Annotated in this window: 21 protein-coding genes, 1 tRNA gene and 1 pseudogene; 19 read left to right on the forward strand and 4 right to left on the reverse strand. The window is 62.3% G+C overall.

What is annotated here, in order from left to right; translation table 11 throughout:
- The first annotated feature begins 34 nt into the window (after window positions 1–34).
- The 7 genes from apaG to NTD82_RS29035 all read left to right on the forward strand — a co-directional run bounded on the left by apaG (window position 35) and on the right by NTD82_RS29035 (window position 8,095).
- Window positions 35–415, forward strand: a complete 381-nt coding sequence (gene apaG / locus NTD82_RS29005) for a Co2+/Mg2+ efflux protein ApaG (protein WP_095156156.1) — start codon at window positions 35–37, stop codon at window positions 413–415.
- A complete protein-coding gene (locus tag NTD82_RS29010) occupies window positions 415–1,272 on the forward strand; it encodes a symmetrical bis(5'-nucleosyl)-tetraphosphatase (RefSeq protein ID WP_095156157.1) in 858 nt (285 codons plus the stop codon). The genes apaG and NTD82_RS29010 overlap by 1 nt, the downstream gene beginning before the upstream one ends.
- Before the next feature lie 32 nt (window positions 1,273–1,304).
- Complete coding sequence (gene glpE, locus NTD82_RS29015; RefSeq protein ID WP_262131214.1) at window positions 1,305–1,634, forward strand: thiosulfate sulfurtransferase GlpE; 330 nt, start codon at window positions 1,305–1,307, stop codon at window positions 1,632–1,634.
- A 281-nt stretch (window positions 1,635–1,915) separates the two neighbouring features.
- Window positions 1,916–3,838 (forward strand): PrkA family serine protein kinase, encoded by a 1,923-nt coding sequence (locus NTD82_RS29020; RefSeq protein ID WP_095156159.1) that lies wholly within the window; start codon window positions 1,916–1,918, stop codon window positions 3,836–3,838.
- Between the two features lie 136 nt (window positions 3,839–3,974).
- Window positions 3,975–5,246: a YeaH/YhbH family protein gene (locus NTD82_RS29025; RefSeq protein WP_095156160.1), complete on the forward strand. Its 1,272-nt coding sequence runs from the start codon at window positions 3,975–3,977 to the stop codon at window positions 5,244–5,246.
- Window positions 5,243–6,805 (forward strand): SpoVR family protein, encoded by a 1,563-nt coding sequence (locus tag NTD82_RS29030; RefSeq protein ID WP_095156161.1) that lies wholly within the window; start codon window positions 5,243–5,245, stop codon window positions 6,803–6,805. Before NTD82_RS29025 ends, NTD82_RS29030 begins: the two co-directional genes overlap by 4 nt.
- 60 nt (window positions 6,806–6,865) lie before the next feature.
- Complete coding sequence (locus NTD82_RS29035) at window positions 6,866–8,095, forward strand: multifunctional CCA addition/repair protein (RefSeq protein ID WP_262131215.1); 1,230 nt, start codon at window positions 6,866–6,868, stop codon at window positions 8,093–8,095.
- 15 nt (window positions 8,096–8,110) lie between these two features.
- On the opposite strand, the gene folK is transcribed toward NTD82_RS29035, so the two are convergent.
- Together folK and folB are read right to left on the reverse strand one after the other, a co-directional pair.
- Window positions 8,111–8,626: a 2-amino-4-hydroxy-6-hydroxymethyldihydropteridine diphosphokinase gene (gene folK / locus NTD82_RS29040; RefSeq protein WP_262131216.1), complete on the reverse strand. Its 516-nt coding sequence runs from the start codon at window positions 8,624–8,626 to the stop codon at window positions 8,111–8,113.
- Entirely contained in the window at window positions 8,617–8,970 is a 354-nt protein-coding gene (gene folB, locus NTD82_RS29045) for a dihydroneopterin aldolase (RefSeq protein ID WP_095156164.1), read from the reverse strand. The genes folK and folB overlap by 10 nt, the downstream gene beginning before the upstream one ends.
- 74 nt (window positions 8,971–9,044) lie before the next feature.
- On the opposite strand from folB, the gene plsY reads away from it, so the two are divergent.
- Window positions 9,045–9,614, forward strand: a complete 570-nt coding sequence (gene plsY / locus NTD82_RS29050) for a glycerol-3-phosphate 1-O-acyltransferase PlsY (protein WP_262131217.1) — start codon at window positions 9,045–9,047, stop codon at window positions 9,612–9,614.
- Window positions 9,615–9,640: 26 nt separating this feature from the next.
- On the opposite strand, the gene tsaD is transcribed toward plsY, so the two are convergent.
- A complete protein-coding gene (gene tsaD, locus NTD82_RS29055; RefSeq protein WP_095156166.1) occupies window positions 9,641–10,666 on the reverse strand; it encodes a tRNA (adenosine(37)-N6)-threonylcarbamoyltransferase complex transferase subunit TsaD in 1,026 nt (341 codons plus the stop codon).
- A 201-nt stretch (window positions 10,667–10,867) separates the two neighbouring features.
- Between tsaD and rpsU the strand changes: the two genes are divergently transcribed.
- The 5 genes from rpsU to NTD82_RS29080 all read left to right on the forward strand — a co-directional run bounded on the left by rpsU (window position 10,868) and on the right by NTD82_RS29080 (window position 19,260).
- Complete coding sequence (gene rpsU / locus NTD82_RS29060; protein WP_002551877.1) at window positions 10,868–11,083, forward strand: 30S ribosomal protein S21; 216 nt, start codon at window positions 10,868–10,870, stop codon at window positions 11,081–11,083.
- Between the two features lie 324 nt (window positions 11,084–11,407).
- Entirely contained in the window at window positions 11,408–13,384 is a 1,977-nt protein-coding gene (gene dnaG, locus NTD82_RS29065) for a DNA primase (RefSeq protein WP_262131218.1), read from the forward strand.
- A 67-nt stretch (window positions 13,385–13,451) separates the two neighbouring features.
- Complete coding sequence (rpoD, locus tag NTD82_RS29070; RefSeq protein ID WP_095156168.1) at window positions 13,452–15,302, forward strand: RNA polymerase sigma factor RpoD; 1,851 nt, start codon at window positions 13,452–13,454, stop codon at window positions 15,300–15,302.
- Between the two features lie 124 nt (window positions 15,303–15,426).
- The gene (locus NTD82_RS29075; protein ID WP_262131219.1) at window positions 15,427–19,170 is read left to right on the forward strand and encodes a bifunctional diguanylate cyclase/phosphodiesterase; all 3,744 of its coding nucleotides are present in this window, start codon (window positions 15,427–15,429) and stop codon (window positions 19,168–19,170) included.
- Window positions 19,171–19,183: 13 nt separating this feature from the next.
- Window positions 19,184–19,260 (forward strand) — tRNA-Ile (locus tag NTD82_RS29080).
- Window positions 19,261–19,311: 51 nt separating this feature from the next.
- Here NTD82_RS29080 and NTD82_RS29085 read toward each other — a convergent pair.
- The gene (locus tag NTD82_RS29085) at window positions 19,312–20,100 is read right to left on the reverse strand and encodes an AraC family transcriptional regulator (RefSeq protein WP_262131220.1); all 789 of its coding nucleotides are present in this window, start codon (window positions 20,098–20,100) and stop codon (window positions 19,312–19,314) included.
- A gap of 85 nt (window positions 20,101–20,185) precedes the next feature.
- On the opposite strand from NTD82_RS29085, the gene panB reads away from it, so the two are divergent.
- The 6 genes and pseudogenes from panB (at window position 20,186) to pqqA (ending at window position 26,715) form a co-directional block, all read left to right on the forward strand.
- Window positions 20,186–21,007, forward strand: a complete 822-nt coding sequence (panB, locus tag NTD82_RS29090) for a 3-methyl-2-oxobutanoate hydroxymethyltransferase (protein ID WP_262131221.1) — start codon at window positions 20,186–20,188, stop codon at window positions 21,005–21,007.
- 57 nt (window positions 21,008–21,064) lie between these two features.
- The gene (locus NTD82_RS29095; RefSeq protein WP_095156172.1) at window positions 21,065–21,523 is read left to right on the forward strand and encodes an Lrp/AsnC family transcriptional regulator; all 459 of its coding nucleotides are present in this window, start codon (window positions 21,065–21,067) and stop codon (window positions 21,521–21,523) included.
- Between the two features lie 210 nt (window positions 21,524–21,733).
- Window positions 21,734–23,416 (forward strand): annotated as a pseudogene (locus tag NTD82_RS29100) (flavin monoamine oxidase family protein).
- A 13-nt stretch (window positions 23,417–23,429) separates the two neighbouring features.
- Window positions 23,430–24,230: a carbon-nitrogen hydrolase family protein gene (locus NTD82_RS29105; RefSeq protein WP_262131222.1), complete on the forward strand. Its 801-nt coding sequence runs from the start codon at window positions 23,430–23,432 to the stop codon at window positions 24,228–24,230.
- Between the two features lie 41 nt (window positions 24,231–24,271).
- On the forward strand, window positions 24,272–26,482 hold the full coding sequence (gene pqqF, locus NTD82_RS29110) for a pyrroloquinoline quinone biosynthesis protein PqqF (RefSeq protein ID WP_262131223.1): 2,211 nt from the start codon (window positions 24,272–24,274) through the stop codon (window positions 26,480–26,482).
- 161 nt (window positions 26,483–26,643) lie between these two features.
- Complete coding sequence (pqqA, locus tag NTD82_RS29115) at window positions 26,644–26,715, forward strand: pyrroloquinoline quinone precursor peptide PqqA (protein WP_003243383.1); 72 nt, start codon at window positions 26,644–26,646, stop codon at window positions 26,713–26,715.
- The last annotated feature ends 94 nt before the right edge of the window (window positions 26,716–26,809 follow it).

A 26,809-nucleotide genomic window follows, 5' to 3' on the forward strand; every position in this document is an offset into this window, starting at 1 on the left:
TTCGCAACATCCGCTTGTATTGAAGGCCCCTCGCATGTCCGAACCGCGCTATCAGGTCGACGTCAGCGTCGTCACCCGCTTCCTCCCGGAACAGTCCAACCCCGAGAACGAGCAGTTTGCGTTCGCCTATACCATCACGGTGAGCAACAACGGCGCCCTGGCGGCCAAGCTGATCTCCCGTCACTGGGTCATCACCCATGGCAGCGGCAAGGTGGAAGAGATTCGCGGAGACGGCGTGGTGGGGCAGCAGCCACTGATCGCACCGGGCCAGAGCCACACCTACAGCAGCGGTGCGGTGCTGTCCGCCAAGGTCGGCACCATGCAAGGTAGCTACCAGATGTTCGCCGAAGACGGCGTGCGCTTCGAAGCGGTGATCGCGCCGTTCCGCCTTGCCGTTCCCGGGGCCCTGCACTGATGGCGACGTATGCCGTCGGCGATCTGCAGGGTTGCCTGGAGCCGCTCAAGTGCCTGCTCGAACGGGTCAACTTCAACCCCGCCGTCGATCGTCTGTGGCTGGTGGGCGATCTGGTCAACCGCGGCCCGCAGTCCCTGGAAACCTTGCGCTTCCTCTATGGGATGCGCGACTCGCTGGTCTGCGTGCTGGGTAACCACGACCTGCACCTGCTGGCGGCCTGGCACAACATTGAGCGACTGAAAAAGAGCGATACCCTGCGCGAAGTGCTCGACGCACCGGACGCACCGGAGCTGATGGACTGGCTGCGCCAGCAGAAGCTGCTGCATTTCGACGAAGCCCGCGGCACGGTGATGGTTCACGCCGGCATTCCACCGCAGTGGACCCTGGCCAAGGCCCTGGCCCTGGCCGCCGAGGTCGAAGAGGTATTGCGCGACGACAACCGCCTCAAGCCTTACCTGGACGGCATGTACGGTAACGAACCGGCCAAGTGGAACAAGGACCTGACCGGCGTCACCCGCCTGCGCGTCATCACCAACTACTTCACCCGCATGCGCTTCTGCACCGTGGACGGCAAGCTCGACCTCAAGGGCAAGGAAGGCGCCGACACCGCCCCGCCCGGCTACAAGCCCTGGTTCGCCCACAAGGACCGCCGCTCGCGGCACGTGAAGATCATCTTCGGCCACTGGGCGGCCCTTGAAGGCCGCTGCAATGCGCCTGGGGTCTTCGCCCTGGACACCGGCTGCGTGTGGGGCGGCGCCATGACCCTGATGAATGTCGACAGCGGCGAAATCCAGCGCTGCGACTGCAAGCCCAAAGGCCCCTCGGCCCCACCTGCCACGCCCCACACAAACGGCTAGAATGGCCCGTCACTGTTGAAGGAAACCGCCCCATGAGCGAATTCAAACGCATCCCTCCCGAGCAGGCCCAGGCGCTGCGTGAACAAGGTGCGGTCGTGGTCGACATTCGCGACCCTCAAAGCTACGCCACTGGCCACATCGCAGGCTCCCGTCACCTGGACAACCAGTCGGTTGCCGACTTCATCCGCAACGCCGACCTGGACGCCCCCACCGTGGTGGTCTGCTACCACGGCAACTCGAGCCAGAACGCGGCGGCGTACCTGGCTGGCCAGGGCTTCTCGGAGGTCTACAGCCTCGACGGCGGTTTCGAGTTGTGGCGCGGCATCTACCCGGCGGAAACCAGCCAAGGGACGTCCGAATAATTTTTTAAATTCCCCGCAGCCCGCGTCCCGTGCGGGCTCGCGCCCGACCAGACGAACGGTCATGGCGAACTTATCGCCCTTCCGTCCTTGACCTCCCGGATTCCGAACTATCCTTAAGCCCAGGCCATCCAAAAAGGGGAGAGCCGGTACACCGGCGTGCGGGTCATCGGTAGCGATTTCAAGGTGTTCTGGGGGGTATACAGCAATCGTCCATCCCGATTGCATGCCAGCATCAGCTGACTGATCCGGCGTCGGCTCCACGTATCGAGCGAGGTGACGTCATGAGTATTTTTAGCCACTTCCAACAACGCTTCGAGTCCACCCGTCAGGAAGAGCTCTCGCTGCAGGAGTATCTAGAGCTCTGCAAGAACGACCGCAGCGCATACGCCTCGGCGGCTGAGCGCCTGCTCATGGCCATCGGGGAGCCGGAACTGGTCGACACCTCGAACAACTCCAGGTTGTCGCGAATCTTCTCCAACAAGGTCATCCGGCGTTATCCGGCCTTCGAGGATTTCCATGGCATGGAGGAATGCATCGATCAGATCGTTTCCTACTTCCGCCATGCCGCACAGGGTCTGGAAGAGAAGAAACAGATCCTTTACCTGCTCGGCCCGGTAGGTGGCGGTAAATCGTCCCTGGCGGAAAAACTCAAGCAACTGATCGAGAAGGTGCCCTTCTACGCCATCAAGGGCTCGCCAGTTTTCGAGTCACCACTGGGGCTGTTCAATGCCACCGAGGATGGCGCGATTCTGGAAGAAGACTTCGGCATCCCGCGTCGCTACCTGAGCACCATCATGTCGCCTTGGGCGACCAAACGCCTGGCCGAATTCGGCGGCGATATCAGCCAATTCAAGGTGGTCAAGCTCTACCCTTCGATCCTCAACCAGATCGCCGTGGCCAAGACCGAGCCGGGCGACGAGAACAACCAGGACATCTCGGCCCTCGTGGGCAAGGTGGATATCCGCAAGCTCGAGGAATTCCCGCAGAACGACGCCGATGCCTACAGCTATTCGGGCGCGCTGTGCCGGGCCAACCAGGGCCTGATGGAATTCGTCGAGATGTTCAAGGCGCCGATCAAGGTCCTGCACCCGCTGCTGACCGCGACCCAGGAAGGCAACTACAACAGTACCGAAGGCCTGGGGGCGATCCCTTACTCCGGGATCCTGCTGGCCCACTCCAACGAATCGGAATGGCACAGCTTCCGCAACAACAAGAACAACGAGGCGTTCATCGACCGGATCTACATCGTCAAGGTGCCGTATTGCCTGCGCGTCAGCGACGAGATCAAGATCTACGACAAACTTCTCTTCAACAGCTCCCTGGCCAAGGCGCACTGCGCGCCCGACACCCTGAAAATGCTGGCCCAGTTCACCGTTCTCTCGCGCCTCAAAGAGCCGGAAAACTCGAACATCTATTCGAAAATGCGCGTCTATGACGGTGAAAACCTCAAGGACACCGATCCAAAGGCCAAGTCGATCCAGGAGTACCGCGACAGCGCTGGCGTGGACGAAGGCATGAACGGCCTGTCGACCCGCTTCGCCTTCAAGATCCTGTCGAAGGTGTTCAACTTCGACCCTCATGAAGTGGCGGCCAACCCGGTTCACCTGCTGTACGTGCTGGAACAACAGATTGAGCAGGAGCAATTCCCCGCCGAAGTGCGCGAACGCTACCTGCGCTTCCTGAAGGAATACCTGGCGCCGCGCTACATCGAGTTCATCGGCAAGGAAATCCAGACCGCTTACCTGGAGTCTTACAGCGAATACGGCCAGAACATCTTCGACCGCTATGTGCTGTACGCGGACTTCTGGATTCAGGATCAGGAATACCGCGATCCAGAAACCGGCGAGATCCTCAACCGCATCGCCCTCAACGAAGAACTGGAGAAAATCGAGAAGCCGGCCGGCATCAGCAATCCGAAGGATTTCCGCAACGAGATCGTCAACTTCGTGCTGCGCGCCCGGGCCAACAACAACGGCAAGAACCCGACCTGGCTCAGCTACGAAAAACTGCGGGTGGTCATCGAGAAGAAAATGTTCTCCAACACCGAGGACCTTCTGCCCGTCATCAGCTTCAACGCCAAGGCCAGCAAAGAGGATCAACAGAAACACAACGACTTCGTTACGCGGATGGTGGAGCGCGGCTACACGGACAAACAGGTTCGCCTGCTCTCGGAATGGTACCTGCGGGTCAGAAAATCCCAGTAAAAGCTGCAAGCAGTAGGCCACAAGCCACGAGCTGGTCGCGGGTGCCCAAGGCACACCGCGCAGCTCATGGTGGCGGCGGATGCTTTTACTTGCAGCGCGTAGCTTGACGCTTGCGGCTGCATTACCGGAGGGGCCCATGAGCTATGTAATCGACCGACGCCTGAACGGCAAGAACAAGAGCACGGTCAACCGCCAGCGCTTTCTGCGGCGTTACCGTGACCACATCAAGAAAGCCGTCGAGGAAGCCGTAAGCCGCCGCTCCATTACCGATATGGAACACGGCGAGCAGATCAGCATTCCCGGACGCGATATCGACGAACCTGTTCTTCACCACGGACGTGGTGGCAAACAGACCGTGGTTCATCCTGGCAACAAGGAATTCACTGCTGGCGAGCACATTCCGCGCCCACAAGGCGGCGGGGGCGGCGGCGGCCGTGGCAAGGCGGGCAATTCCGGCGAAGGCATGGATGAGTTCGTTTTCCAGATCACCCAGGAAGAGTTCCTCGAATTCATGTTCGAAGACCTGGAACTGCCCAACCTGGTCAAACGCCACCTGACCGGCACCGACACCTTCAAGACCGTACGCGCCGGCATCAGCAACGAAGGCAACCCGTCGCGCATCAATATCATCCGCACCCTGCGTTCGGCCCATGCCCGGCGCATCGCCTTGTCCGGCAGCAGCCGCGCGCGCCTGCGCGAGGTACGGGAAGAGCTGGAACGGCTGAAACGCGAAGAACCCGACAATTTCGGCGACATTCAGGAAATCGAAGCGGAAATCGAGCGCCTGAGCGCCCGTATCCACCGCATCCCCTTCCTTGACACGTTCGACCTCAAGTACAACCTGCTGGTCAAACACCCGAACCCGAGCTCCAAAGCCGTGATGTTCTGCCTCATGGACGTTTCCGGCTCCATGACCCAGGCCACCAAGGACATCGCCAAGCGCTTCTTCATCCTGCTGTACCTGTTCCTGAAGCGGAATTACGACCGCATCGAAGTGGTATTCATCCGCCATCACACCAGCGCCCGCGAAGTGGACGAAGAAGAGTTTTTCTATTCACGCGAAACCGGCGGCACCATCGTCTCCAGCGCGCTGAAATTGATGCAGGAAATCATGGCCGAACGCTATTCGGCCAGCGAGTGGAACATCTACGCCGCCCAGGCTTCGGACGGTGACAACTGGAACGACGATTCGCCCATCTGCCGGGAGATCCTCAGCAAGCAGATCATGCCGTTCGTGCAGTACTACACTTACGTCGAAATCACGCCCCGCGAACATCAGGCCCTCTGGTACGAATACGAACGTATCGGCGAAGCCTTTGCTGACACGTTCGCCCAGCAACAGTTGGTGTCGGCCGGCGATATCTATCCGGTCTTCCGTGAACTCTTCCAGCGCAGGTTAGTGACATGACCGCCAGAGAGCAGAAACGCCATCCCATTTCCACCGGGTCCGAGTGGACGTTCGAGCTCATCCAGGCTTATGACCGCGAGATCAGCCGCCTGGCAGAGCGCTACGCCCTGGACACTTATCCCAACCAGATCGAAGTGATCACCGCCGAGCAGATGATGGACGCCTACGCCTCGGTGGGCATGCCGCTGGGTTATCACCACTGGTCCTACGGCAAGCACTTCCTGAGCACGGAAAAATCCTATAGCCGCGGTCAAATGGGCCTGGCCTACGAGATCGTGATCAACTCCGACCCCTGCATCGCCTACCTGATGGAGGAAAACACCATCTGCATGCAGGCCCTGGTGGTGGCTCACGCCTGCTACGGGCACAACAGCTTCTTCAAGGGCAACTACCTGTTCCGCACCTGGACCGACGCCAGTTCGATCATCGATTACCTGGTGTTCGCCAAGCAGTACATCACCCAGTGCGAGGAGCGCCACGGCATCGACGCCGTGGAAGACCTGCTGGACTCCTGCCACGCCCTGATGAACTACGGCGTCGACCGCTACAAACGGCCCTACCCGATTTCCGCCGAAGAAGAGCGACGTCGGCAGAAAGACCGCGAAGAACACCTGCAGAAGCAGATCAACGACCTGTGGCGCACCATCCCTAAAGGAGCTGACAAGTCCAGCGACAAGGACGCCGGTCGCTTCCCTGCCGAGCCCCAGGAGAACATTCTCTACTTCATCGAGAAACATGCGCCGCTGCTGGAGCCCTGGCAGCGTGAGATCGTGCGCATCGTGCGCAAGATCGCCCAGTATTTCTATCCACAGCGTCAAACCCAGGTAATGAACGAAGGCTGGGCAACCTTCTGGCACTACACGCTGATGAACGACCTGTACGACGAAGGCCTGGTCACTGACGGTTTCATGATGGAATTCCTCCAGTCCCACACCAGTGTGGTGTTCCAGCCCGGCTTCGACAGCCCCTACTACAGCGGCATCAACCCTTATGCGCTGGGGTTTGCCATGTACACCGACATTCGCCGCATCTGCGAGCACCCAACCGAAGAGGACCGCCGCTGGTTCCCCGACATCGCCGGCAGCGACTGGCTGTCCGCCATCAAGTTCGCCATGAGCAGCTTCAAGGACGAGAGCTTCATCCTGCAGTACCTCTCGCCTAAGGTCATTCGTGATCTGAAACTGTTCAGCATCATGGATGACGATCAGCGCGACGACCTGCTGGTCCCGGCAATCCATGACGAGAGCGGTTACCGCGTCATTCGCGAAACCCTGGCGGCCCAGTACAACCTCGGCAACCGCGAACCCAACGTGCAGATCTGGAGCATCGACCGCCGCGGCGATCGCTCGCTCACCCTGCGCCACCAACAACACGACCGCAAACCACTGGGCGACTCCACCGAAGAAGTCCTCAAGCACCTGCACCGTCTCTGGGGCTTCGATATTCACCTCGAAACCCTGCAGGGCGAGCAGATCATGAAAACCCATCATGTTCCGCCACGGGGGGAGCACTCAGACGGTGACCACGGTCGCCTCGATCTCGCCGTCGTCCACCTGTAACCCAGGCAGCCTCCGTGATGTCACACAGGTTATCCTGTGGGGCATCTACGGAGGTTTTTCATGCAGATTTACAAAGTCGGCGGCGCCGTGCGCGACCGCCTGCTCGGCAGGCCGGTCACCGACAACGACTGGGTGGTGGTTGGCGCCACGGTCGAACAGATGCAGGCCCAGGGCTTTCGCCCGGTAGGCAGCGATTTCCCGGTGTTCCTGCACCCCAAGAGCGGCGAGGAATATGCCCTCGCCCGCACCGAGCGCAAGAGTGGCGTTGGCTACGGCGGCTTTACGTTCCATGCCAGTCCGGAGGTCACCCTTGAGCAGGACCTGATCCGCCGCGACCTCACCATCAACGCCATGGCCGAAGACAGCGACGGTAATCTGACCGATCCCTACAACGGCCAGAAAGACCTAGAAGACCGCATTCTCCGCCATGTTTCCCCCGCGTTCGCCGAAGATCCTTTGCGAGTCCTGCGCGTGGCCCGCTTCGCCGCGCGCTTCGCCGGGCTCGGTTTCACGGTGGCCCCTGAAACCCTGGAACTGATGCGTCAGTTGAGCGAATCAGGTGAATTGCAGGCCCTCACCGCAGAACGCAGCTGGAAAGAAATTTCCCGCGCAATGATGGAAGACGCCCCCCAGGTATTCATTCAGGTCCTGCGCGACTGCGGCGCACTCAAGCAACTGATGCCCGAGCTGGACGCCCTGTTCGGCGTGCCCCAGCCGGCCGCCCATCACCCGGAAATCGATACCGGCGCCCATACGCTTGCGGTGCTGGAACAAGCCGCGCGGCATGAGCATCCACTGACCGTGCGCTGGGCCTGCCTGCTCCACGACCTGGGCAAGGGCACCACGCCGGAAGCCGAATGGCCCCGACATATCGCCCATGAACATCGCGGCCTGAAATTGATCGAAGCGGTCAACCAGCGCTTCAAGGCACCGCGCGACTGCCAGGAGCTAGCGCTGCTGGTAGGCGAGTTCCACACCCACGGCCATCGCGCCCTGGAACTGAAGCCCTCGACCTTGCTGGAGCTGCTGCAACGTTTCGACGTGTATCGGCGCCCACAGCGGTTCGAAGAATTTATTGCCGCTTGCGAAATGGATGCGCGGGGTCGGCTGGGGCTGGAGGATCGTGCTTATCCACAGGCGGAATATCTGCGCGGCGCGGCTGCGGCGGCGAGAGAAGTGGCCGTGCAGCCGTTGGTGCAGCAGGGCTACACCGGGCAGGCACTGGGCGAAGCACTGAAGAAAGCGCGTCTGAATGCGCTGAAAGCCTACAAGGAAAACGCCGCGAACTGAGTTCGCGGCGCTCGATCAGAGCCCTTGCGGAGTCAACTGCCGGTCGCTCCAGAGGAACGGCACGGGGGCGAGGACCTGGTCGATCTGCGCCTCGCTCCATAGCTGCGCCATGGTCTTGCCGGTGCCCGGATGCAGCAGCGTCGGCGCTATCAGTGATAGCGGCCACAGAACGAAAGCGTTTTTCAGAATTTCGGCACGGGGCAGGATCAGGCCGTCGAAGTTGCCGTGAAGGTCGCCGTACATCAGCACATCGATGTCCAGCGGCAGCCCTTTGCGCTCCGGCGCATAGCGGCCGTTGTCGGCCTCGATGAACTTGAGCCGGCGATCCAGTTCGATCAGCGGCAGATCGGTCAGGCCGCTCACCACCAGATTGAAAAACGGCCCGCTCTTGATGCCCACCGCCTGACTTTCGAAGACGGCGGAACACTCCATCTGCTGGAGAAAAACGGCCAGTGCGTCGAGGCCGGCAGTGAGGTGCCGTTCGCGCTCGACATTACTGCCGAGGCCCAGGTAGACCCGTATCAGAGGCATCCGCGCTCGATCTCCACACCAACTCCCGAAGCCGCAGGCACTGCGCCGGGCTTGGTCAGCTTCAAGTGCAGCCATGGAATGTTGAACTCGGCCATCAGCACCTGGGCCAGACGCTCGGCGAAGGTTTCCACCAACTGGAACTGCGTCTGCTCGGCGAATGCCTGGATTCGCGCCGAGACGCTGGCATAGTCCAGGGCGAGGGTGAGGTCGTCTCCCGCTGCCGCCGGGCGATTATCCCAGGCGAACCGCAGGTCCAGCCGCAGGCACTGGCGAATGCCACGTTCCCAGTCGTAGGCACCGATCACGGTGTCGACTTCCAGCCCCTCGATGAACACTCTGTCCAAGCACTTCTCTCCACAGCACGACAAGGGCGACTTGCGCCGTTAGAATCAGGGCGTCCTCGCCCGGAATAGTTAGCATGTTTTGGTTACTGGCGTTATTCGCCTACCTGCTCGGCTCTCTGTCCTTCGCCATCGTCCTCAGCCGCCTGAGCGGTAGCCCGGACCCGCGCCTGAGCGGTTCAGGCAATGCCGGCGCCACCAACATGTTGCGTCTGGCAGGGCGGAAACTGGCGATCCTGACCCTGCTTGGCGACCTGTGCAAGGGGCTATTGCCCGTACTGCTCGCCCATTCGGCTGGCCTGGACCAACAAGAGCAGGCCTGGATCGGCGTCAGCGCGGTCATCGGCCACCTGTTCCCGGTGTACTTCCGCTTCCGCGGCGGCAAGGGTGTCGCCACCGCCGCCGGCATGCTGCTCGGCCTCTACCCGCCGGCCGCCCTGCTGGCCATCAGCAGTTGGCTGCTGACCTTCTACCTGACCCGCACCAGCTCGCTGGCCGCCCTGATCGCAACACCCCTCACCCTGCCACTGCTGGCCTGGCGCGAGCCTGAAGCGTTGTTGCCAATGAGCCTGTTGACCTTGCTCATCGTCTGGCGTCATCGCGGCAATCTACGCGACCTGTTCGCCGGGCGCGAACGGCATTTCTGAACGCGCCGAATGAACAGGATTCACCTTCAGATCGCCTGCAACTGTTCCATCGGCCAGCGTGCCTGCACGCTGATCGCCAGGCTTTCCTTCTGGCCCGCCGCCAGGCGCTGGCATCCCGCATAGGCAATCATCGCGCCGTTATCGGTGCAGAACTGCGGCCGGGCGTAATACACATTGCCCTTGAGTCCCGCAGTCATATCCTCGAGGGACGCGCGCAACGCCTTGTTGGCGCTTACGCCGCCAGCGATCACCAGGCGCTTCAGGCCGGTCTGCTGCAATGCGCGACGGCACTTGATGGTCAGAGTCTCTACCACCGCCTTCTCGAAGGCCAGGGAGATGTCGCAACGGGTTTGCTCGCCGTCGTCCCCAGCGCTCTTGCACTGCTGCCAGGTATTGAGGGCGAAGGTTTTCAGACCACTGAAGCTGAAATCCAGACCCGGGCGATCCGTCATCGGTCGCGGGAATACGAAGCGGCCGGGAACGCCCTGGGTTGCCAGGCGCGCAATTTCAGGACCGCCCGGATAATTCAGGCCGATCAGCTTGGCAGTCTTGTCGAAGGCCTCGCCTGCGGCGTCGTCCAGCGACTCGCCGAGCAGCTCGTAACGGCCAATGCCATCGACCCGCACCAGTTGCGTATGGCCGCCCGACACCAGCAAGGCGACGAACGGGAATTCCGGAGGATGCTCTTCCAGCATCGGCGCCAGCAGATGACCTTCCATATGGTGGACGCCCAACGCCGGAATATCCCAGGCAAAGGCCAGGGCCTGGGCGCAAGAGGCGCCCACCAGCAGCGCACCGACCAGGCCGGGGCCGGCCGTGTAGGCGATCGCATCGATCTCGGTAGGCGCGCAATCGGCTTCGGCCAGAACCTGGCGGATCAGCGGCAGCATGCGCTTGACGTGATCGCGCGAAGCGAGCTCGGGCACCACGCCGCCGTAGACGCGGTGCAGGTCGATCTGGCTGAATAACGCGTCGGCCAGCAGGCCTCGCTCGCTGTCGTAGAGCGCGACGCCGGTTTCATCGCAGGATGTTTCCAATCCCAGTACTAGCATGGGTGTTTGCCTTGTCGAGGCTGAATTCGAAGGCGCGCATGATAGTCCCCGCTCCCGGTGCCGACCAGCGGTTTTCGATCAGAGGCTTTGCATTCCGCCCAGCTAAGAGTTACCATCCGCAACCCTTAAAACCGACGTTACTCCAGTGCACATTTCTGCCACGAGTTCGTTGACCCCGGTAATGAATGAAGGTAGCTCTGGATGCCAGCCGTCAAAGTTAAAGAGAATGAACCCTTCGACGTAGCTCTGCGTCGTTTCAAGCGCTCCTGCGAAAAAGCCGGTGTACTGGCTGAAGTTCGTAGCCGCGAATTTTACGAGAAGCCAACTTCTGAGCGTAAGCGCAAAGCAGCAGCCGCTGTTAAGCGTCACGCCAAGAAAGTTCAGCGCGAACAGCGCCGCGCCGTTCGTCTGTACTAATACAGACATTCGTCGCAAGCTTCTGCCTTGCCCGGCCTACAGCCGGGCTGCCGGCAGATGTTCTGCTGTTTACTCCGGCAGCGACCCAGGTCGTGATGCCAGAGACGCCCAGACTGTTTATCAGCGCGGGCAAGCCTGCTTAAATCGTCAGAACTGGCCTCAACGCCAGCCGTGCACGTCACCACTGACGAGCCCTTACGGGCTGCAGACGAGCACACCCTTCTTTCCGTTTTTGCGTCATGCCATTCGACACCTGCTTCGAATGCACCGTCGTTCCCGCTGCATTAGCGATAGACTTTGTTATCGCCTGACGACGAGAGAGCCATGGCCGGGTTGATTCCCCAAAGCTTCATTGACGACCTTCTGAACCGCACCGACATCGTCGATGTGGTGAGTTCTCGCGTCCAGCTGAAAAAAGCCGGCAAGAACCTCACCGCCTGCTGCCCGTTCCACAAGGAAAAGACCCCGTCCTTCAGCGTCAGCCCCGACAAGCAGTTCTATTACTGCTTTGGCTGTGGCGCCGGCGGCAACGCCCTCGGCTTCATCATGGACCACGACAACCTGGACTTTCCCCAGGCTGTCGAAGAACTGGCCAAGGCTGCGGGGATGGAAATCCCCCGCGAAGAAAGCGGTCGCGGACACAAGCCGCGCCAGCCGACCGATTCGCCGCTCTACCCGTTGCTCACCGCGTCCGCCGAGTTTTATCGCCAGGCCCTGAAAAGCCACCCGACCCGCAAAGCGGCGGTGGACTACCTCAAGGGCCGCGGCCTGTCCGGGGAAATCGCCCGCGACTTTGGCCTCGGTTTCGCCCCGCCCGGCTGGGACAACCTGTTCAAGCATCTGGGCAGCGACACCCTGCAACAAAAGGCCATGATCGACGCCGGCCTGCTCATCGAGAACGCCGAATCCGGCAAGCGCTACGACCGCTTCCGCGACCGGGTCATGTTCCCGATCCGCGACAGTCGCGGCAGAGTGATCGCCTTCGGTGGCCGGGTACTCGGCGACGACAAGCCGAAATACCTCAACTCCCCGGAAACCCCGGTCTTTCACAAGGGCCAGGAGCTGTACGGGCTGTACGAGGCACGCAAATTCAACCGCAACCTCGACGAGATCATCGTCGTCGAGGGCTATATGGACGTCATCGCCCTCGCCCAGCAAGGCCTGCGCAATGCCGTCGCAACCCTGGGCACAGCGACCAGTGAGGAACACCTCAAACGCCTGTTCCGCGTGGTGCCCAGCGTATTGTTCTGCTTCGACGGCGACCAGGCCGGCCGCAACGCCGCCTGGCGTGCACTGGAAGCAGCGCTGTCGAGCCTGCAGGATGGCCGCAAGGCGCGCTTCCTGTTCCTGCCCGAAGGTGAAGACCCGGACACCCTGATACGCGCCGAAGGCACCGATGCCTTCCGCGCCCGCATCAACCAGCACGCTCAGCCGCTGGCCGACTACTTCTTCCAGCAACTGACCGAGGAAGCCGATCCGCGCTCGCTCGAAGGCAAGGCCCACATGGCCACCCTCGCCGCACCGCTGATCGACAAAGTGCCGGGCGCCAACCTGCGCGCCCTGATGCGCAATCGCCTGAAGGAAATCACCGGGCTGGACAACCAGCAGGTCGAGCGACTGGCCCAGAGCGCGCCGCGCGAGGCGCCGCCGGCCTACGACCCGGGCATCGACTACGATGCGATTCCGGACTACAGCCAGGACTACAGCGACTTCCACCAACCGGAGCATTTCCAGCCCCAGCCGCAATGGACGCCCAACCAGGGCGGCCAGCAGCAGAAGAAGAAATGGGACGGCCAGGGCAAGAAGGGCAAACCGTGGGATCGCAATGGCAAACGCCAGGAATTCCACCCGGCATGGGTCCCGACCTCGGTCGAACCACCGACCATCATCGCCCTGCGGACCTTGCTGCATCACCCGGAACTGGCGAGGAAAGTCGAGGAAACCAGCCATTTTGCCGCCGAAGAACATCTTCACGCGCAACTGCTGGTAGCACTGGTCGAAGCGCTGCAAAAAAAACCTGAGCTACGCTCATTACAGTTGATCGCACGCTGGCACGGCACTGAACAAGGCCGTCTGCTGCGGGCGCTCGCGGAAAAGGAATGGCTGATCGATGCCGACAACCTTGAACAACAGTTTTTCGACACTATAACTAGCTTGTCCGCTCGCCAACGCGAGCGCAGCCTGGAACATCTGCTCAGAAAAGCACGTCAAAGCGAATTGAGCGCAGAGGAAAAAAATCAGCTGCGCGACCTGCTGAGTCGCAATGTTCCCGCACAAACCCCGACCTCAACTGGCGCGTGAGGTCCATGCTCGGGTATAATCCTCGGCTTGTTTTTTGCCCGCCAAGACCTTCAGTGGATAGGGTGTTATGTCCGGAAAAGCGCAACAGCAGTCTCGCATCAAAGAGTTGATCACCCGCGGTCGTGAGCAGGGCTACCTGACTTACGCGGAGGTCAACGACCACCTGCCGGAGGATATTTCAGATCCGGAACAGGTGGAAGACATCATCCGCATGATCAACGACATGGGGATCAACGTATTCGAGAGTGCTCCGGATGCGGATGCCCTTTTGTTGGCCGAAGCCGATACCGACGAAGCCGCAGCCGAAGAAGCCGCAGCAGCGTTGGCGGCTGTGGAAACCGATATCGGTCGCACCACCGACCCAGTGCGCATGTACATGCGCGAAATGGGGACCGTCGAGCTTCTGACCCGTGAAGGCGAAATTGAAATCGCCAAGCGGATCGAGGAAGGCATCCGTGAAGTAATGAGCGCTATCGCTCACTTCCCCGGTACCGTCGAATACATCCTCGGCGAATATGATCGCGTTACCGTAGAAGGCGGTCGGCTGTCCGACGTCCTGAGCGGCTACATCGACCCGGACGACGGTATTGCACCGCCGGCCGAAGTGCCTCCGCCTGTCGATCCGAAAGCCCCGGCCAAGGCCGAAGGTGACGAGGACGAAGACGAAGAGAAAGAAGGTGCCGAAGAAGAGGAAGAGACCGAAAGCGGTCCCGATCCTGAAATCGCGCGCCAACGTTTCGGTGCCGTCGCCGAACAACTGGAAGCTACCACCAAGATCCTGAAGAAGCATGGTCGCGGCAGCAAGCAAGGCGTTGCCGAGCTGCTGGCACTGGCCGAGCTGTTCATGCCGATCAAGCTGGTTCCGAAGCAGTTCGAAGTGCTGGTCGAGCGTGTTCGCGGTGCACTTGAGCGTCTGCGTGCCCAGGAACGCGCCATCATGCAACTGTGCGTCCGTGACGCCCGCATGCCACGCGCCGACTTCCTGCGTCTGTTCCCGAGCAACGAAGTCGACATGACCTGGAGCGGCGACCTCGCCAAGCGCAGCACCAAATGGGCTGAAGCCCTGGGTCGTCTGGACGCGGACATCGTGCGTTGCCAGCAGAAGTTGGTCGACCTCGAAGCCGAAACCGGTCTGACCATCGCCGAGATCAAGGACGTCAACCGTCGCATGTCGATCGGTGAAGCCAAAGCTCGTCGTGCCAAGAAAGAAATGGTCGAGGCCAACCTGCGTCTGGTTATCTCGATCGCCAAGAAGTACACCAACCGCGGCCTGCAGTTCCTCGACCTGATCCAGGAAGGCAACATCGGCCTGATGAAGGCGGTGGACAAGTTCGAATACCGTCGCGGCTACAAGTTCTCGACCTATGCCACCTGGTGGATTCGCCAGGCGATCACCCGTTCGATCGCCGATCAGGCCCGCACCATCCGTATTCCGGTGCACATGATCGAGACGATCAACAAGCTCAACCGCATTTCCCGGCAGATGCTGCAGGAAATGGGTCGCGAACCGACCCCGGAAGAGCTGGGCGAACGCATGGAAATGCCTGAGGACAAGATCCGCAAGGTACTGAAGATCGCCAAAGAGCCGATCTCCATGGAAACCCCGATCGGCGACGACGAAGATTCGCATCTGGGTGACTTCATCGAAGACTCGACCATGCAGTCGCCAATCGATGTCGCCACGGTCGAAAGCCTCAAGGAAGCAACCCGTGACGTGCTTTCGGGCCTGACCGCACGCGAAGCCAAAGTGCTGCGCATGCGTTTCGGTATCGACATGAACACCGATCACACCCTCGAAGAGGTCGGCAAACAGTTCGACGTGACCCGTGAACGGATCCGTCAGATTGAAGCCAAGGCGCTGCGCAAGCTGCGCCACCCGACGCGAAGCGAGCATCTGCGCTCCTTCCTCGACGAGTAATGACAAATCCCGGCACCCGCCGGGGTTTTTCTTTTCCGCTCGGAAAATCCTGCTGTCGGCAGCGGCCCTGTGGACGGAATGCCCGTCTACACTCGACTCTATCCATTAGATCGATGAGGCCGCTATGCCGAGAATGCCGGCCCTTCTGTTATTGCTCCTGCTGGCCTGGAGCGCGACGGCCGGCGCCTTGACCCTGACTGAAGAAGAGCAGGCCTGGCTCAGTGCGCACCCCAAACTGCGCCTGGGCGCCGATGCTTCTTGGGCACCGTTCGAATACCGGGACCAGGAAGGCCGCTACCAGGGATTGGCCGCCGACTATATTTCTGTGATTCAGGACCGCCTGAATGTCACTTTCGAGCCGGCGGAGCCCACCACCTGGACTGCTTTACTCGAACGCGCGCGACAGAACCAGCTCGACCTGCTGCCGAGTGTCATGTCCACCCCGGAGCGCCAGGCCTACCTGTCCTTCACCCGCCCTTACCTCGACTTCCCCATGGTTATCCTGTCCCATGAAGGTGGCCCCCAACCCAAGGACTTAAAGGACCTCTACGGCCGGAAAATCGCCGTGGTGGAAAACTCTGCACCGCATGAACTGCTGCGCACCCACCACCCCGACCTCAACCTGGTGGCGATGCCGAACGTCAGCTCGACCCTGCAAGCCCTGGCCACAGATGAAGTGGACGCCGTAGTCGGCGACCTTGCCTCCAGCGTCTGGAGCCTGCGCGAACTCAAGCTCGAAGGCCTCTATGTCAGTGGTGAAACGCCTTACCGCTATCAACTGGCAATGGGCGCTCCGAAGGACCAGAAAGTGCTGGTCGGCATCCTCGACAAAGCCATCGCCGACATGACGCCCGAGGAAATCAACAGCATCCAGCAGCGCTGGGTCGGCAACGTCCTGGATCAGCGCACCGTCTGGCCCGACCTGCTGCTCTACGGCCTGCCCGGTGTGCTGTTCCTGGTGGCGATACTGGCGGGCGTCATGCGCGTCAACCGCCGCCTCAGCTCCGAGATTTCCAGGCGCATCGCGCTGGAACAAGAACTGCGCAGCAGCGAATACCACTATCGCGGCCTGGTCGAGAGCCTGTCGGCCATTGCCTGGGAAGCCGACGCCAATGACTTCACCTACAACTACGTGTCGCCCCACGCCGAAGACCTCCTTGGCTACCCGCTCAGCCACTGGCTGAAGCCCGGCTTCTGGCGCTCTATCCTGCACCCAGAGGATGCGCTCTGGGCGCAGGCTTATTGCGACGCGGAAACCGCCGCCGGCCGCGATCACAGCCTCGATTACCGGGTGATCCGCGCCGATGGCCGAACCCTGTGGATCCGCGACATCGTCAGCCTGATCGAACACGGCCATCGCCCGGTAATGCGCGGCCTGATGATCGACATCAGCGAGGCCAAATACACCGAGCAAGCGCTGCGCCTGTCAGAACAGAAGTTCGCGTCGGTCTTCCATCAATGCCCCGACATCCTGGTCATCGCTCGACTCAGCGACGGCTGCCTGCTGGAGGTCAACGAAACATTCGTGGAACAGATCGGCCTCAGCCCTTCCCAGGTCGTTGGCCGAACCGCCACCGAATTAAACATCTGGGGCGTCGAAGGCATTGGCGCCGGCCTGCTGGAACGCCTGCAGCGGGGCAGCGTGCGCAATCTGGAGATGAGCTTCCGTCGCAGTAACGGCCAGTTGTTCACCGGCCTGATTTCGGCAGAATCCTTCGACCTGGAAAGCACCCCGGCGCTGGTGGTGGCGGTGCGTGACATCAGCCAGCTCAAGGAAACCCAACAGCAACTGCAGATTTCCGAAGAGAAGTTCGCCAAGGCCTTCCACGCTTCTCCCGACGGCATGCTGCTGTCGCGTCAGAGCGATGGGCTGCTATTGGAGGTCAATGAAGGCTTTTGCCGCCTGACCGGCTTCGACAGCCATTCGTCCCTCGACCACACCGCCATCGACCTGGGCATCTGGGTCAACCTGAACGAACGCCGGCAAATGCTGGAGTTACTGAAAAAGGATGGCTTCGTCCGCGATTTCACCTGCAACCTGAGGCGCAGCGACGGGCAGATCCGCCTGTGCGAACTGTCGGCCCGGCCGCTGCCCATCGGCGGCATCGACTGCATGCTGACCATCGCCCGCGACATCACCGACCGCCAGCAGATGCAGGAAAAACTGCAACTGGCGGCGACCGTCTTTGAAAACACCGCCGAAGGCGTGCTCATCACTGACACCGAGCAACACATCAGTGCGGTCAACCGGGCGTTCAGCGAAATCACCGGCTACAGCGAAGCCGAAGTCCTCGGCCAGACCCCGCGCCTGCTTGCCTCCGGCCAGCACGACAGCGCCTTCTACGCCGCCATGTGGCATCAACTGAGCGCAGAAGGCCACTGGCAGGGCGAGATCCTCAACCGGCGCAAGAACGGCGAGCTTTACCCCGGCTGGCTGACCATCAGCGCCGTGCGCAACCCGGAACTGGGCACCACGCATTTCGTTGCGGTGTTCGCCGATATCTCCAGCCTCAAGCACGCCCAGGCCAAGCTCGACTACCAGGCCCACCACGACCCACTCACCGGCCTGCCCAACCGCACGCTGTTCGAGAACCGTCTGCAAGCGGCGCTGCACTGCACGCAAGCATCGAGCCGCCAGGGCGCGGTGTTGTTCCTCGACCTGGACCGTTTCAAGCACATCAACGACAGCCTCGGCCACCCGGTAGGCGACTTGCTGCTCAAGGCCATCGCCCATCGACTGAAGGAACAGGTGCGCGACATCGACACCGTGGCCCGGCTTGGCGGCGATGAATTCATCATCCTGCTGCCCGGCCTGCATCAGGCCAGCGATGCCGAGCACATCGCACAGAAAGTGCTGACCTGCTTCAACGCACCGTTCCAGGCCGGCGACCACGAGTTCTTCTCCAGCGCCAGCATCGGCATCAGCCTGTACCCGCAGGACGGCGCCGATGTGGCCTCACTGATCCGCAACGCCGACGCGGCGATGTACCGCTCCAAGGCCAAGGGGCGCAACCGGGTCGAGTCCTACACCCGTGACCTCACTGCCCAGGCCAGCGAGCGTATCGCCCTTGAACATGAGCTGCGCCGGGCCATCGAACGTAACGAATTGAGCCTGTATTTCCAGCCCAAACTGAGCCTCAAGAGCCACACCCTGGTGGGCGCCGAAGCCCTGATCCGCTGGACCAACCCGACCTTCGGCGAGGTCCCGCCCGAGCACTTCATCCCGCTGGCGGAAGAGAACGGCATGATCCTGCTGCTCGGTGATTGGGTGCTGGAGCGTGCCTGCCAGCAGATGCACGAATGGAAGCGCCACTACCAGGCCTTCGGTCCGCTCTCGGTCAACCTTGCCGGCGCCCAGTTGCGCCAGCCGGGGCTGGTGCGGCGCATCGAGCAACTGCTCAAGACTTACCAGCTCAAGGCCGGCGACCTGCAACTGGAGATCACCGAGAACTTCATCATGAGCCAGGCCGAGGAAGGCCTGGCCATCCTCCACCAGCTCAAGCACCTGGGCGTGCAACTGGCGATCGACGACTTCGGCACCGGTTATTCGTCCCTCAGCTACCTCAAGCGCCTGCCGCTGGACATCCTCAAAATCGACCAGTCGTTTATCCGCGGCCTGCCCGACGACCCCAACGATGCCGCCATCGCCCGCGCCATCATTGCCCTCGGCCGCAGCATGCAACTGACCATCATTGCCGAGGGCGTCGAGACCCAGGCCCAGCAGGAATTCCTCGCCGCCGAAGGCTGCGAACAGATCCAGGGCTACATCGTAAGCCTGCCGCTTCCGCCGCACGCCTTTGCCGAGTCGTTTTTACGCATAGTACTTTCGGATCTTTCGGATGGCACTGCCTGGAATCCCTCGATATAATCCGCGACCTCTGGGGCCTATAGCTCAGTCGGTTAGAGCAGAGGACTCATAATCCTTTGGTCCACGGTTCGAGTCCGTGTGGGCCCACCAGATACCAAAAGCCGCGCACTGCGCGGCTTTTTCATTTCTCCCGGTCGGGCCTTAGCCCAGGCCAAGCGCATAAGCGCCGGGCGTCTCGCCATAGTGGCGCTGAAACAGCGCAATGAACGCCGACACTGAGTCATACCCCAACTCATTCGCCACCGCCGTGACGCTCGTGCCTTGCGCCAGCATCGGCAGCGCCGCCAGCAAGCGCGAGCGTTGGCGCCAGGCCTGGAACGACAGTTGCGTTTGCGCCTGGAACAGCCGCACCAAGGTACGTCGCGAGGCGCCGACCTGTTGCGCCCACTCCTCGATGCCGCGGTTGTCGCCCGGTTCGGCCTGCAAGGCGTCGGTGATGCGGCGCAGGCGCGGGTCGCTGGGCAGCGGCAGGCTGAACGGCGCTTCGGGAAGCTCGCGCACTTCATCCACCAGCACTTGCAACAGCCGCGCTTGCGACCCCTGCTCGGGGTAGTCATTGGCGAAGCGGCTGGCCTTTTCGATCAGCTCGCGCACCAGCGGCGTGACCTGCACCACCGCGCAATCCCGCGCATAACCCTTGAGGATGTCCTCGCCCAGATAGAGGCTGCGAAAGGCCAGCGCCCGTTCGCTGTAGGCGGTGTGGCGCACGCCGGGCGGAATCCACACGGCGCACTGCGGCGGCAGCAGATAGCTGTGGCGTTCGGTCAACACCTGCATGATCCCCGCACTGGCGTAGGTGAATTGCACCCAGTCGTGACTGTGCATGTCCACCCGATAGCCCGCCGGGATGTCGAACATGCGCCCGTGCACCGGCCGGGTCAGTTGCCCCGGCACTGGCGGTACGGGGGTGGGTTGTCCCGTGTGCGGCATTGCTAGTCCCCTTTGCTCAAGTGAGCCAGAAAAGCCGATGGTAGCCTGCGCCGCGTCTCGTTGAACAACGCCAGGAGCACACGTCATGAGCACACAAATCCGCGCAAGCCGCCTGACCATTCCCGCCATCCGCCAGCGCAAGGGTGCCGGCAGCCTGGTGGCGCTGACGGCGTACAGCCTGCCGATGGCGCGCTGGGTGGATGCCCACGCCGACATCATCATCGTCGGCGATTCGGTGGGCATGGTGCTGTACGGCATGCCCAGCACCCTGGGCGTGACCCTCGACATGATGATCGCCCACGGCCAGGCGGTGATGCGCGGCGCGCAGCGCGCCTGCGTGGTGGTGGACATGCCGTTCGGCAGCTACCAGGCCTCGCTGGAGCAGGCATTTCTCAACGCCGCGAAAGTGCTGCGCGACACCGGCGCCCAAGGCATCAAGCTGGAGGGCGGCGAGGAAATGGCCGAGACGGTGGCCTTCCTCAGCAAGCGTGGGATTCCGGTGATGGCCCATGTCGGACTGATGCCGCAGCAGGTCAACAGCCAGGGCGGTTTCAAGGCCCAGGGCCGGGATCAGGAAAGCGCGGCAAAGGTGCGCCGCGATGCGCTGGCGATGCAGGCGGCCGGTGCGTTTTCAGTCGTGCTGGAAGGCATCGCCGAGCCACTGGCGCGGGCCTTGAGCGAGGAGCTGGAGATTCCCACCATCGGCATCGGTGCCTCACCGGCCTGCGACGGACAGGTGCTGGTGACGGAAGACCTGCTGGGGCTGTTCGGCGAATACCAGCCGCGCTTCGTCAAACGCTACGCCGAGCTGCAGGGGCCGATCGACCGGGCGCTGGGCGAGTATGCGCGGGAAGTGCGCGCGGGGGTTTTCCCGGCATTGGAGCACTGCTTCAAGGCGGCGGGTTGAGTCGCCCGGCGCCGTCTGTACACTGGGCCGACCTTCACCGTTGTACCCGGGAATCCCATGTCCGACAGCCGCACCGCCCTCGATGAAATCGACCGCCAGCTTATCGCCGCCTTGCAGATCAACGCCCGCGAAAGCGTCGCCACCCTCGCCCGGCAACTGGGCATCGCCCGCACCACGGTGACCTCACGGCTGGCGCGGCTGGAGAAGACCAAGGTGATCAGCGGCTACGGCGTGCGCCTGGGTCAGCGGGTGATCGACGGCGGGTTGCAGGCCTACGTGGGCATCACCGTGCAACCGCGCTCCGGGCGGGAGGTGGTGCGGCGGTTGAGCGCAATGGGGCAGGTGCAGCAGCTTTGTGCGGTGAGTGGCGAGTTCGATTATGTGGCGTGGCTGCGCAGTGAGTCGCCGGAACAGCTCGATCAGTTGCTGGACCAGATCGGCAGCCTGGAAGGGGTGGAGAAAACCACCACGTCGATCATTCTGAGTAGCAAGGTGGATCGGGGGCAGCCGGTTTAGCTGGCGGCGGTCTGATCTGTAGGAGCGAGCTCGCTCGCGAAAACCAGCGCAACTGTCATTCTGCAAACACAACCCGTCACATCGACCAAAAACACCACAAAACGACAACACTCTGCATCTTAATTACGAACACCCCACTCCCTAAAATTGACCCCAGGCATTTCCTATACTCAGGCTCCGCACCCCGCGCAGCCCCTGGCAAGGTCAATCATGAACAAGAACAACCGCCACCCCGCCGACGGCAAGAAGCCTGTCACCATCTTCGGTCCCGACTTCCCTTTCGCCTTCGATGACTGGATTGAGCATCCGGCCGGCCTGGGCAGCATTCCCGCTGAACGTCATGGTGAAGAAGTGGCGATCGTCGGTGCCGGTATCGCCGGGCTGGTGGCGGCCTATGAGCTGATGAAGCTGGGCCTCAAGCCGGTGGTCTACGAGGCCTCGAAGATGGGCGGGCGCCTGCGTTCGCAAGCCTTCGCCGGGACCGAGGGCATCGTCGCCGAGCTGGGCGGCATGCGCTTTCCGGTGTCGTCCACGGCCTTCTATCACTACGTCGACAAGCTTGGCCTCGAGACCAAGCCCTTCCCCAACCCGCTGACGCCCGCCTCCGGCAGCACGGTGATCGACCTCGAAGGCCAGACCCACTACGCGGAAAAGATCAGCGACCTGCCGGCCCTGTTCCAGGAAGTCGCCGACGCCTGGGCCGACGCCCTGGAAGACGGCTCGCGCTTCGGCGATATCCAGCAGGCGATCCGTGACCGCGATGTGCCGCGTCTGAAAGAACTGTGGAACACGCTGGTTCCGCTGTGGGACGACCGCACGTTCTACGACTTCGTCGCCACCTCGAAAGCCTTCGCCAAGCTGAGCTTCCTGCACCGCGAAGTGTTCGGTCAGGTCGGTTTCGGCACCGGCGGCTGGGACTCGGACTTCCCCAACTCGATGCTGGAAATCTTCCGCGTGGTGATGACCAACTGCGACGACCATCAGCATCTGGTGGTCGGCGGCGTCGAGCAGGTGCCGCTGGGTATCTGGAAGCACGTGCCCGAGCGCTGCGACCATTGGCCGGCCGGCACCAGCCTGGCGTCGTTGCACCGGGGTGCGCCGCGGCCGGGGGTCAAGCGCATCGCCCGCAATGCCGACGGCAGCGTGGCGGTCACCGATAACTGGGGCGACACGCGCAACTACGCAGCCGTGCTGACCACCTGCCAGAGCTGGCTGCTGACCACCCAGATCGAGTGCGAAGAGTCGCTGTTCTCGCAGAAGATGTGGATGGCCCTGGACCGCACCCGCTAGATGCAGTCGTCGAAGACCTTCGTCATGGTCGATCGGCCGTTCTGGAAGGACAAGGACCCGGAAACCGGCCGCGACCTGATGAGCATGACCCTCACCGATCGCCTGACCCGCGGCACCTACCTGTTCGACAACGGTGACGACAAGCCGGGGGTCATCTGCCTGTCCTATTCGTGGATGAGCGACGCGCTGAAGATGCTGCCGCACCCGGTGGAAAAGCGGGTCAAGCTGGCACTCGATGCGCTGAAGAAGATCTACCCAAAGGTCGATATCGCCGGGCATATCATCGGCGATCCGATCACCGTGTCGTGGGAAGCCGATCCGTATTTCCTCGGCGCCTTCAAGGGCGCGCTGCCAGGACATTACCGCTACAACCAGCGCATGTACGCGCACTTCATGCAGCAGGACATGCCCGCCGAACAGCGCGGCATTTTCATCGCCGGTGACGATGTATCCTGGACCCCGGCCTGGGTCGAGGGCGCGGTGCAGACCTCGCTCAACGCAGTTTGGGGCATCATGAATCACTTCGGCGGTCGTACCCACGCCGACAACCCCGGCCCGGGCGATGTGTTCAACGAAATCGGCCCGATTGCCCTGGCCGACTGACAGGAGATTTGCCATGCGTATCGCCCTCTACCAGGGCTCGCCGCAGCCGCTGGACGTTCCCGGCAACCTCGAACGCCTGCAGCAGCAGGCGCAGGTCGCCGCCTCCCGCGGCGCCGAGTTGCTGGTGTGCCCGGAGATGTTCCTCACCGGCTACAACATCGGCAGTGAAGCCGTCGCCCGCCTGGCCGAAGCCGAAGACGGCGCCTCGGCGATGCGCGTGGTGGACATCGCCCAGGCCAACCGTATCGCCATCGTCTATGGCTACCCGGAGCTGGGCGACGACGGACGGATCTTCAACAGCGTGCAGTTGATCGACGCCCACGGCAGCAGCCTCGGCAACTACCGCAAGACCCACCTGTTCGGCGGCCTCGACCAGGCGATGTTCAGTCCCGGCGACAACCACTTCCCGGTGGTCGAGCTCAACGGCTGGAAGGTCGGCATGCTGATCTGCTACGACATCGAGTTCCCGGAGAACGCCCGCCGCCTGGCCATGGCCGGCGCCGAGCTGATCCTGGTGCCGACGGCGAACATGGAACCCTACGATTTCATCTGCCAGGTGACCGTGCGCTCCCGTGCCCACGAGAACCAGTGTTACCTGGTCTACGCCAACTACTGCGGCGCCGAGGGCGAGATCCACTACTGCGGCCAAAGCAGCATCGTCGGCCCCGACGGCAGCATCCTCGCCATGGCCGGGCGCGACAGCGCGCTGTTGTCGGCCGACCTGGAATTGCGTCGGGTCCACGAAGGCCGCGCCCACACGCCCTACCTGCACGACCTGCGCAGCGAGCTGCACCGCGAGCCGCGCAGCGACTGATTTATCCGCTAGCATGATGGCTCGCGCGTTTCGGAGCCGTCATGTCCAGCACCCTCCAGCACCTCATCCTGAGCAATGGCCTGCGGGTCAACCTGCGCCATGCGCCGCACCTCAAGCGCTGCGCGGCAGCAGTGCGGGTGCATGCCGGCAGCCATGACGCGCCCGCCGACTATCCCGGCCTGGCGCATTTTCTTGAGCACCTGTTCTTTCTCGGCACCGTCCGTTTTCCGGTGGAAGACGGGCTGATGCGCTTCGTCCAACGCGAAGGTGGGCAGCTCAATGCGAGCACCCGCGAACGCACCACCGAGTTCTTTTTCGAAGTGCCGCCGGCGGCATTCCCCGGTGCGCTGGAGCGGCTGTGCGAGATGCTGGCGAACCCGCTGCTGACGCCGGAGCGCCAGCACGCCGAGCGCGAGGTGATCCATGCCGAGTGGGTTGCCTGGTCGGGCAATACCGAGGCGCAACGCCAGTACGCGCTGTTGCGCAGCGTGTCGGCGAAGCATCCGCTGAGCGGTTTTCATGCGGGCAATCGCGACAGCCTGCCAACCGATGAGCCGGCGTTTCAGCAAGCGCTTTCCGCCTTTCATCAGCGCTTTTATCAGGCCGGGCAAATGACCCTGAGCCTGAGCGGGCCGCAATCACTGGATGAGCTGGAACGGGCCGCGCGCAAATTCGGCAAGCTGTTCGCGACGGGAACGCGGATCGAGCAAACCGCGCCACCGGCCTTGCTCGACGGACCACTGCGCGTGCCGCCAATCGACGGCCAACTGGACCTGCTGTTCGCCCATGAGCATCTGCCGGACGGCGCCGACGAGGCCATCGATTACCTCACCACCTGGATCACCGACACGCGCCCGGGCGGGCTGCCGGCCGAACTATGCCAACGTGGCTGGCTGGAAGACTTCAGCTTCACCGCGCTGTACCAGTTCGGCGATCAGGCGCTGTTACATGCTCGATTGAAACTGAGCCCGAACGCCGATGCGGTCGAGGCCGAAGCGTTATTGCACGACTGGCTGGCATTCTTCCGAGAGGCGGATCACAGCGCCTTGTTGCTGGAATATCAGCGCCTGCAAGCGTGCCGCGAAGCCGGCGCCAGCGCGCTGGAACTGGCGCGGTGTGAGCGACCGTTCGCGGCGCTGGATCAGCAGGGGCAAGCGGCGCTGCGGGTATTGCTGGCGGGCACCGGGGTGTCCCGTCACCCATGGCAATTACCCGAACCGGAGCCGCTGCTCGCCGCCACGGTTGCCGAAATTGGAGACTCGCCCATACCCGCCGGATTGACCGTCAGCCTTGCCCTGCCCGCCGTTCGCCAGTACGCCGCGCTGTACCTGCGCCTGCAATTCGAAGATCACGCCGAGCACCTTCGCGATGTGCTCAAGCCGCTTATCGAACGCGCCAGCCGCGCCGCAGTTGAACTGAAATGGACCCGCACGGCCAACACCTGGCAATTGCGCTGTGCCGGCGCGCCCGCGCCAGCGCTGGCGGTGATCGAACAGGCTCTGTCGCAACTGGGCCAAGCCAGCGCCACCGAGCCGGGCGCGGAGCCGCCGCTGATCCCGATCCGCGCGCTGATGCGGGAACTGCCGCACCGGCTGCTCACCCCCGCCGCACCGGGCTGGACTGCGTTGTCCACCGGCTTTGACGAGGCGGCGCAGAATGTTCTCAACCGGTTGCTGGCCGGCATCCCCGGCAACCCGATAACGCTGCCGTCACCAACACCTCCGGTCCGCCAATGGCATCACTGCGCCGAGGCAAGCGGCGAACCGGCGCTGCTGCTGTTTTGCCCAACCACTGACGAAACCAGCGGGCGGCTGCTCGGGCAACTGATCCAGGGCCCGTTCTACCAACGCCTGCGCAGCGAGCTGCAACTGGGTTACGCGGTGTTCAGCGCCTTTCGGCAAATCCAGGGGCACAACGGGCTGATGTTCGGCGTGCAGTCGCCGAGCGCCAGCCATGAAGAAATCCTCAGCCATATCCGCGCGTTCCTGGCCCGGCCCGCGCCGGACCTCGGCAGCGCTCGCGAAGCCCTCGCCGTGCAACTGGCCGAACCGGCCATGCCCAATGCCGACGTCGCCGAATGGGCGTGGCAAACTCATCTGGCCGGCAACGACGGTTTAACTCTGGACCGCCTGTCGGCAGCCATCCTCACACGCAAGCAGGTGGATATCGAGCGCGCCTGGGAGCAGTTGGGCAGTGAAAAAAACTGGCTGCTGTTGGCCAACGGACCGCCGCCACAGAGCGGCTGGCTGTGACTGTTACGGTTTTTGCAAAAGCTTTTCTGTAAAAATATTTAACCGTTCAGTTAATTTGTTTCGGTAAGATTGCGCAACCCCGAGACTTTGAACGCCTGCCCGAGAGGGTGGACTAAATGAGTAGCGGTGCCCTATCAGACCTATCCCGAAGGAGTAATCCCATGTGGACCAAACCTGCTTACACTGACCTGCGTATTGGCTTTGAAGTGACCATGTATTTCGCCAATCGCTGAGTCGATTCGCGGAACGACGCCTCGGTCGCCAATGAGGTTGGGGACCCATCGCGAGCAAGCTCGCTCCCTGTAGGAGCGCGCGTTGGCGCGCACG

The organism is Pseudomonas sp. 5P_5.1_Bac1, from assembly GCF_025466015.1.
In the GTDB taxonomy this organism is placed as follows: Bacteria; Pseudomonadota; Gammaproteobacteria; order Pseudomonadales; family Pseudomonadaceae; genus Aquipseudomonas.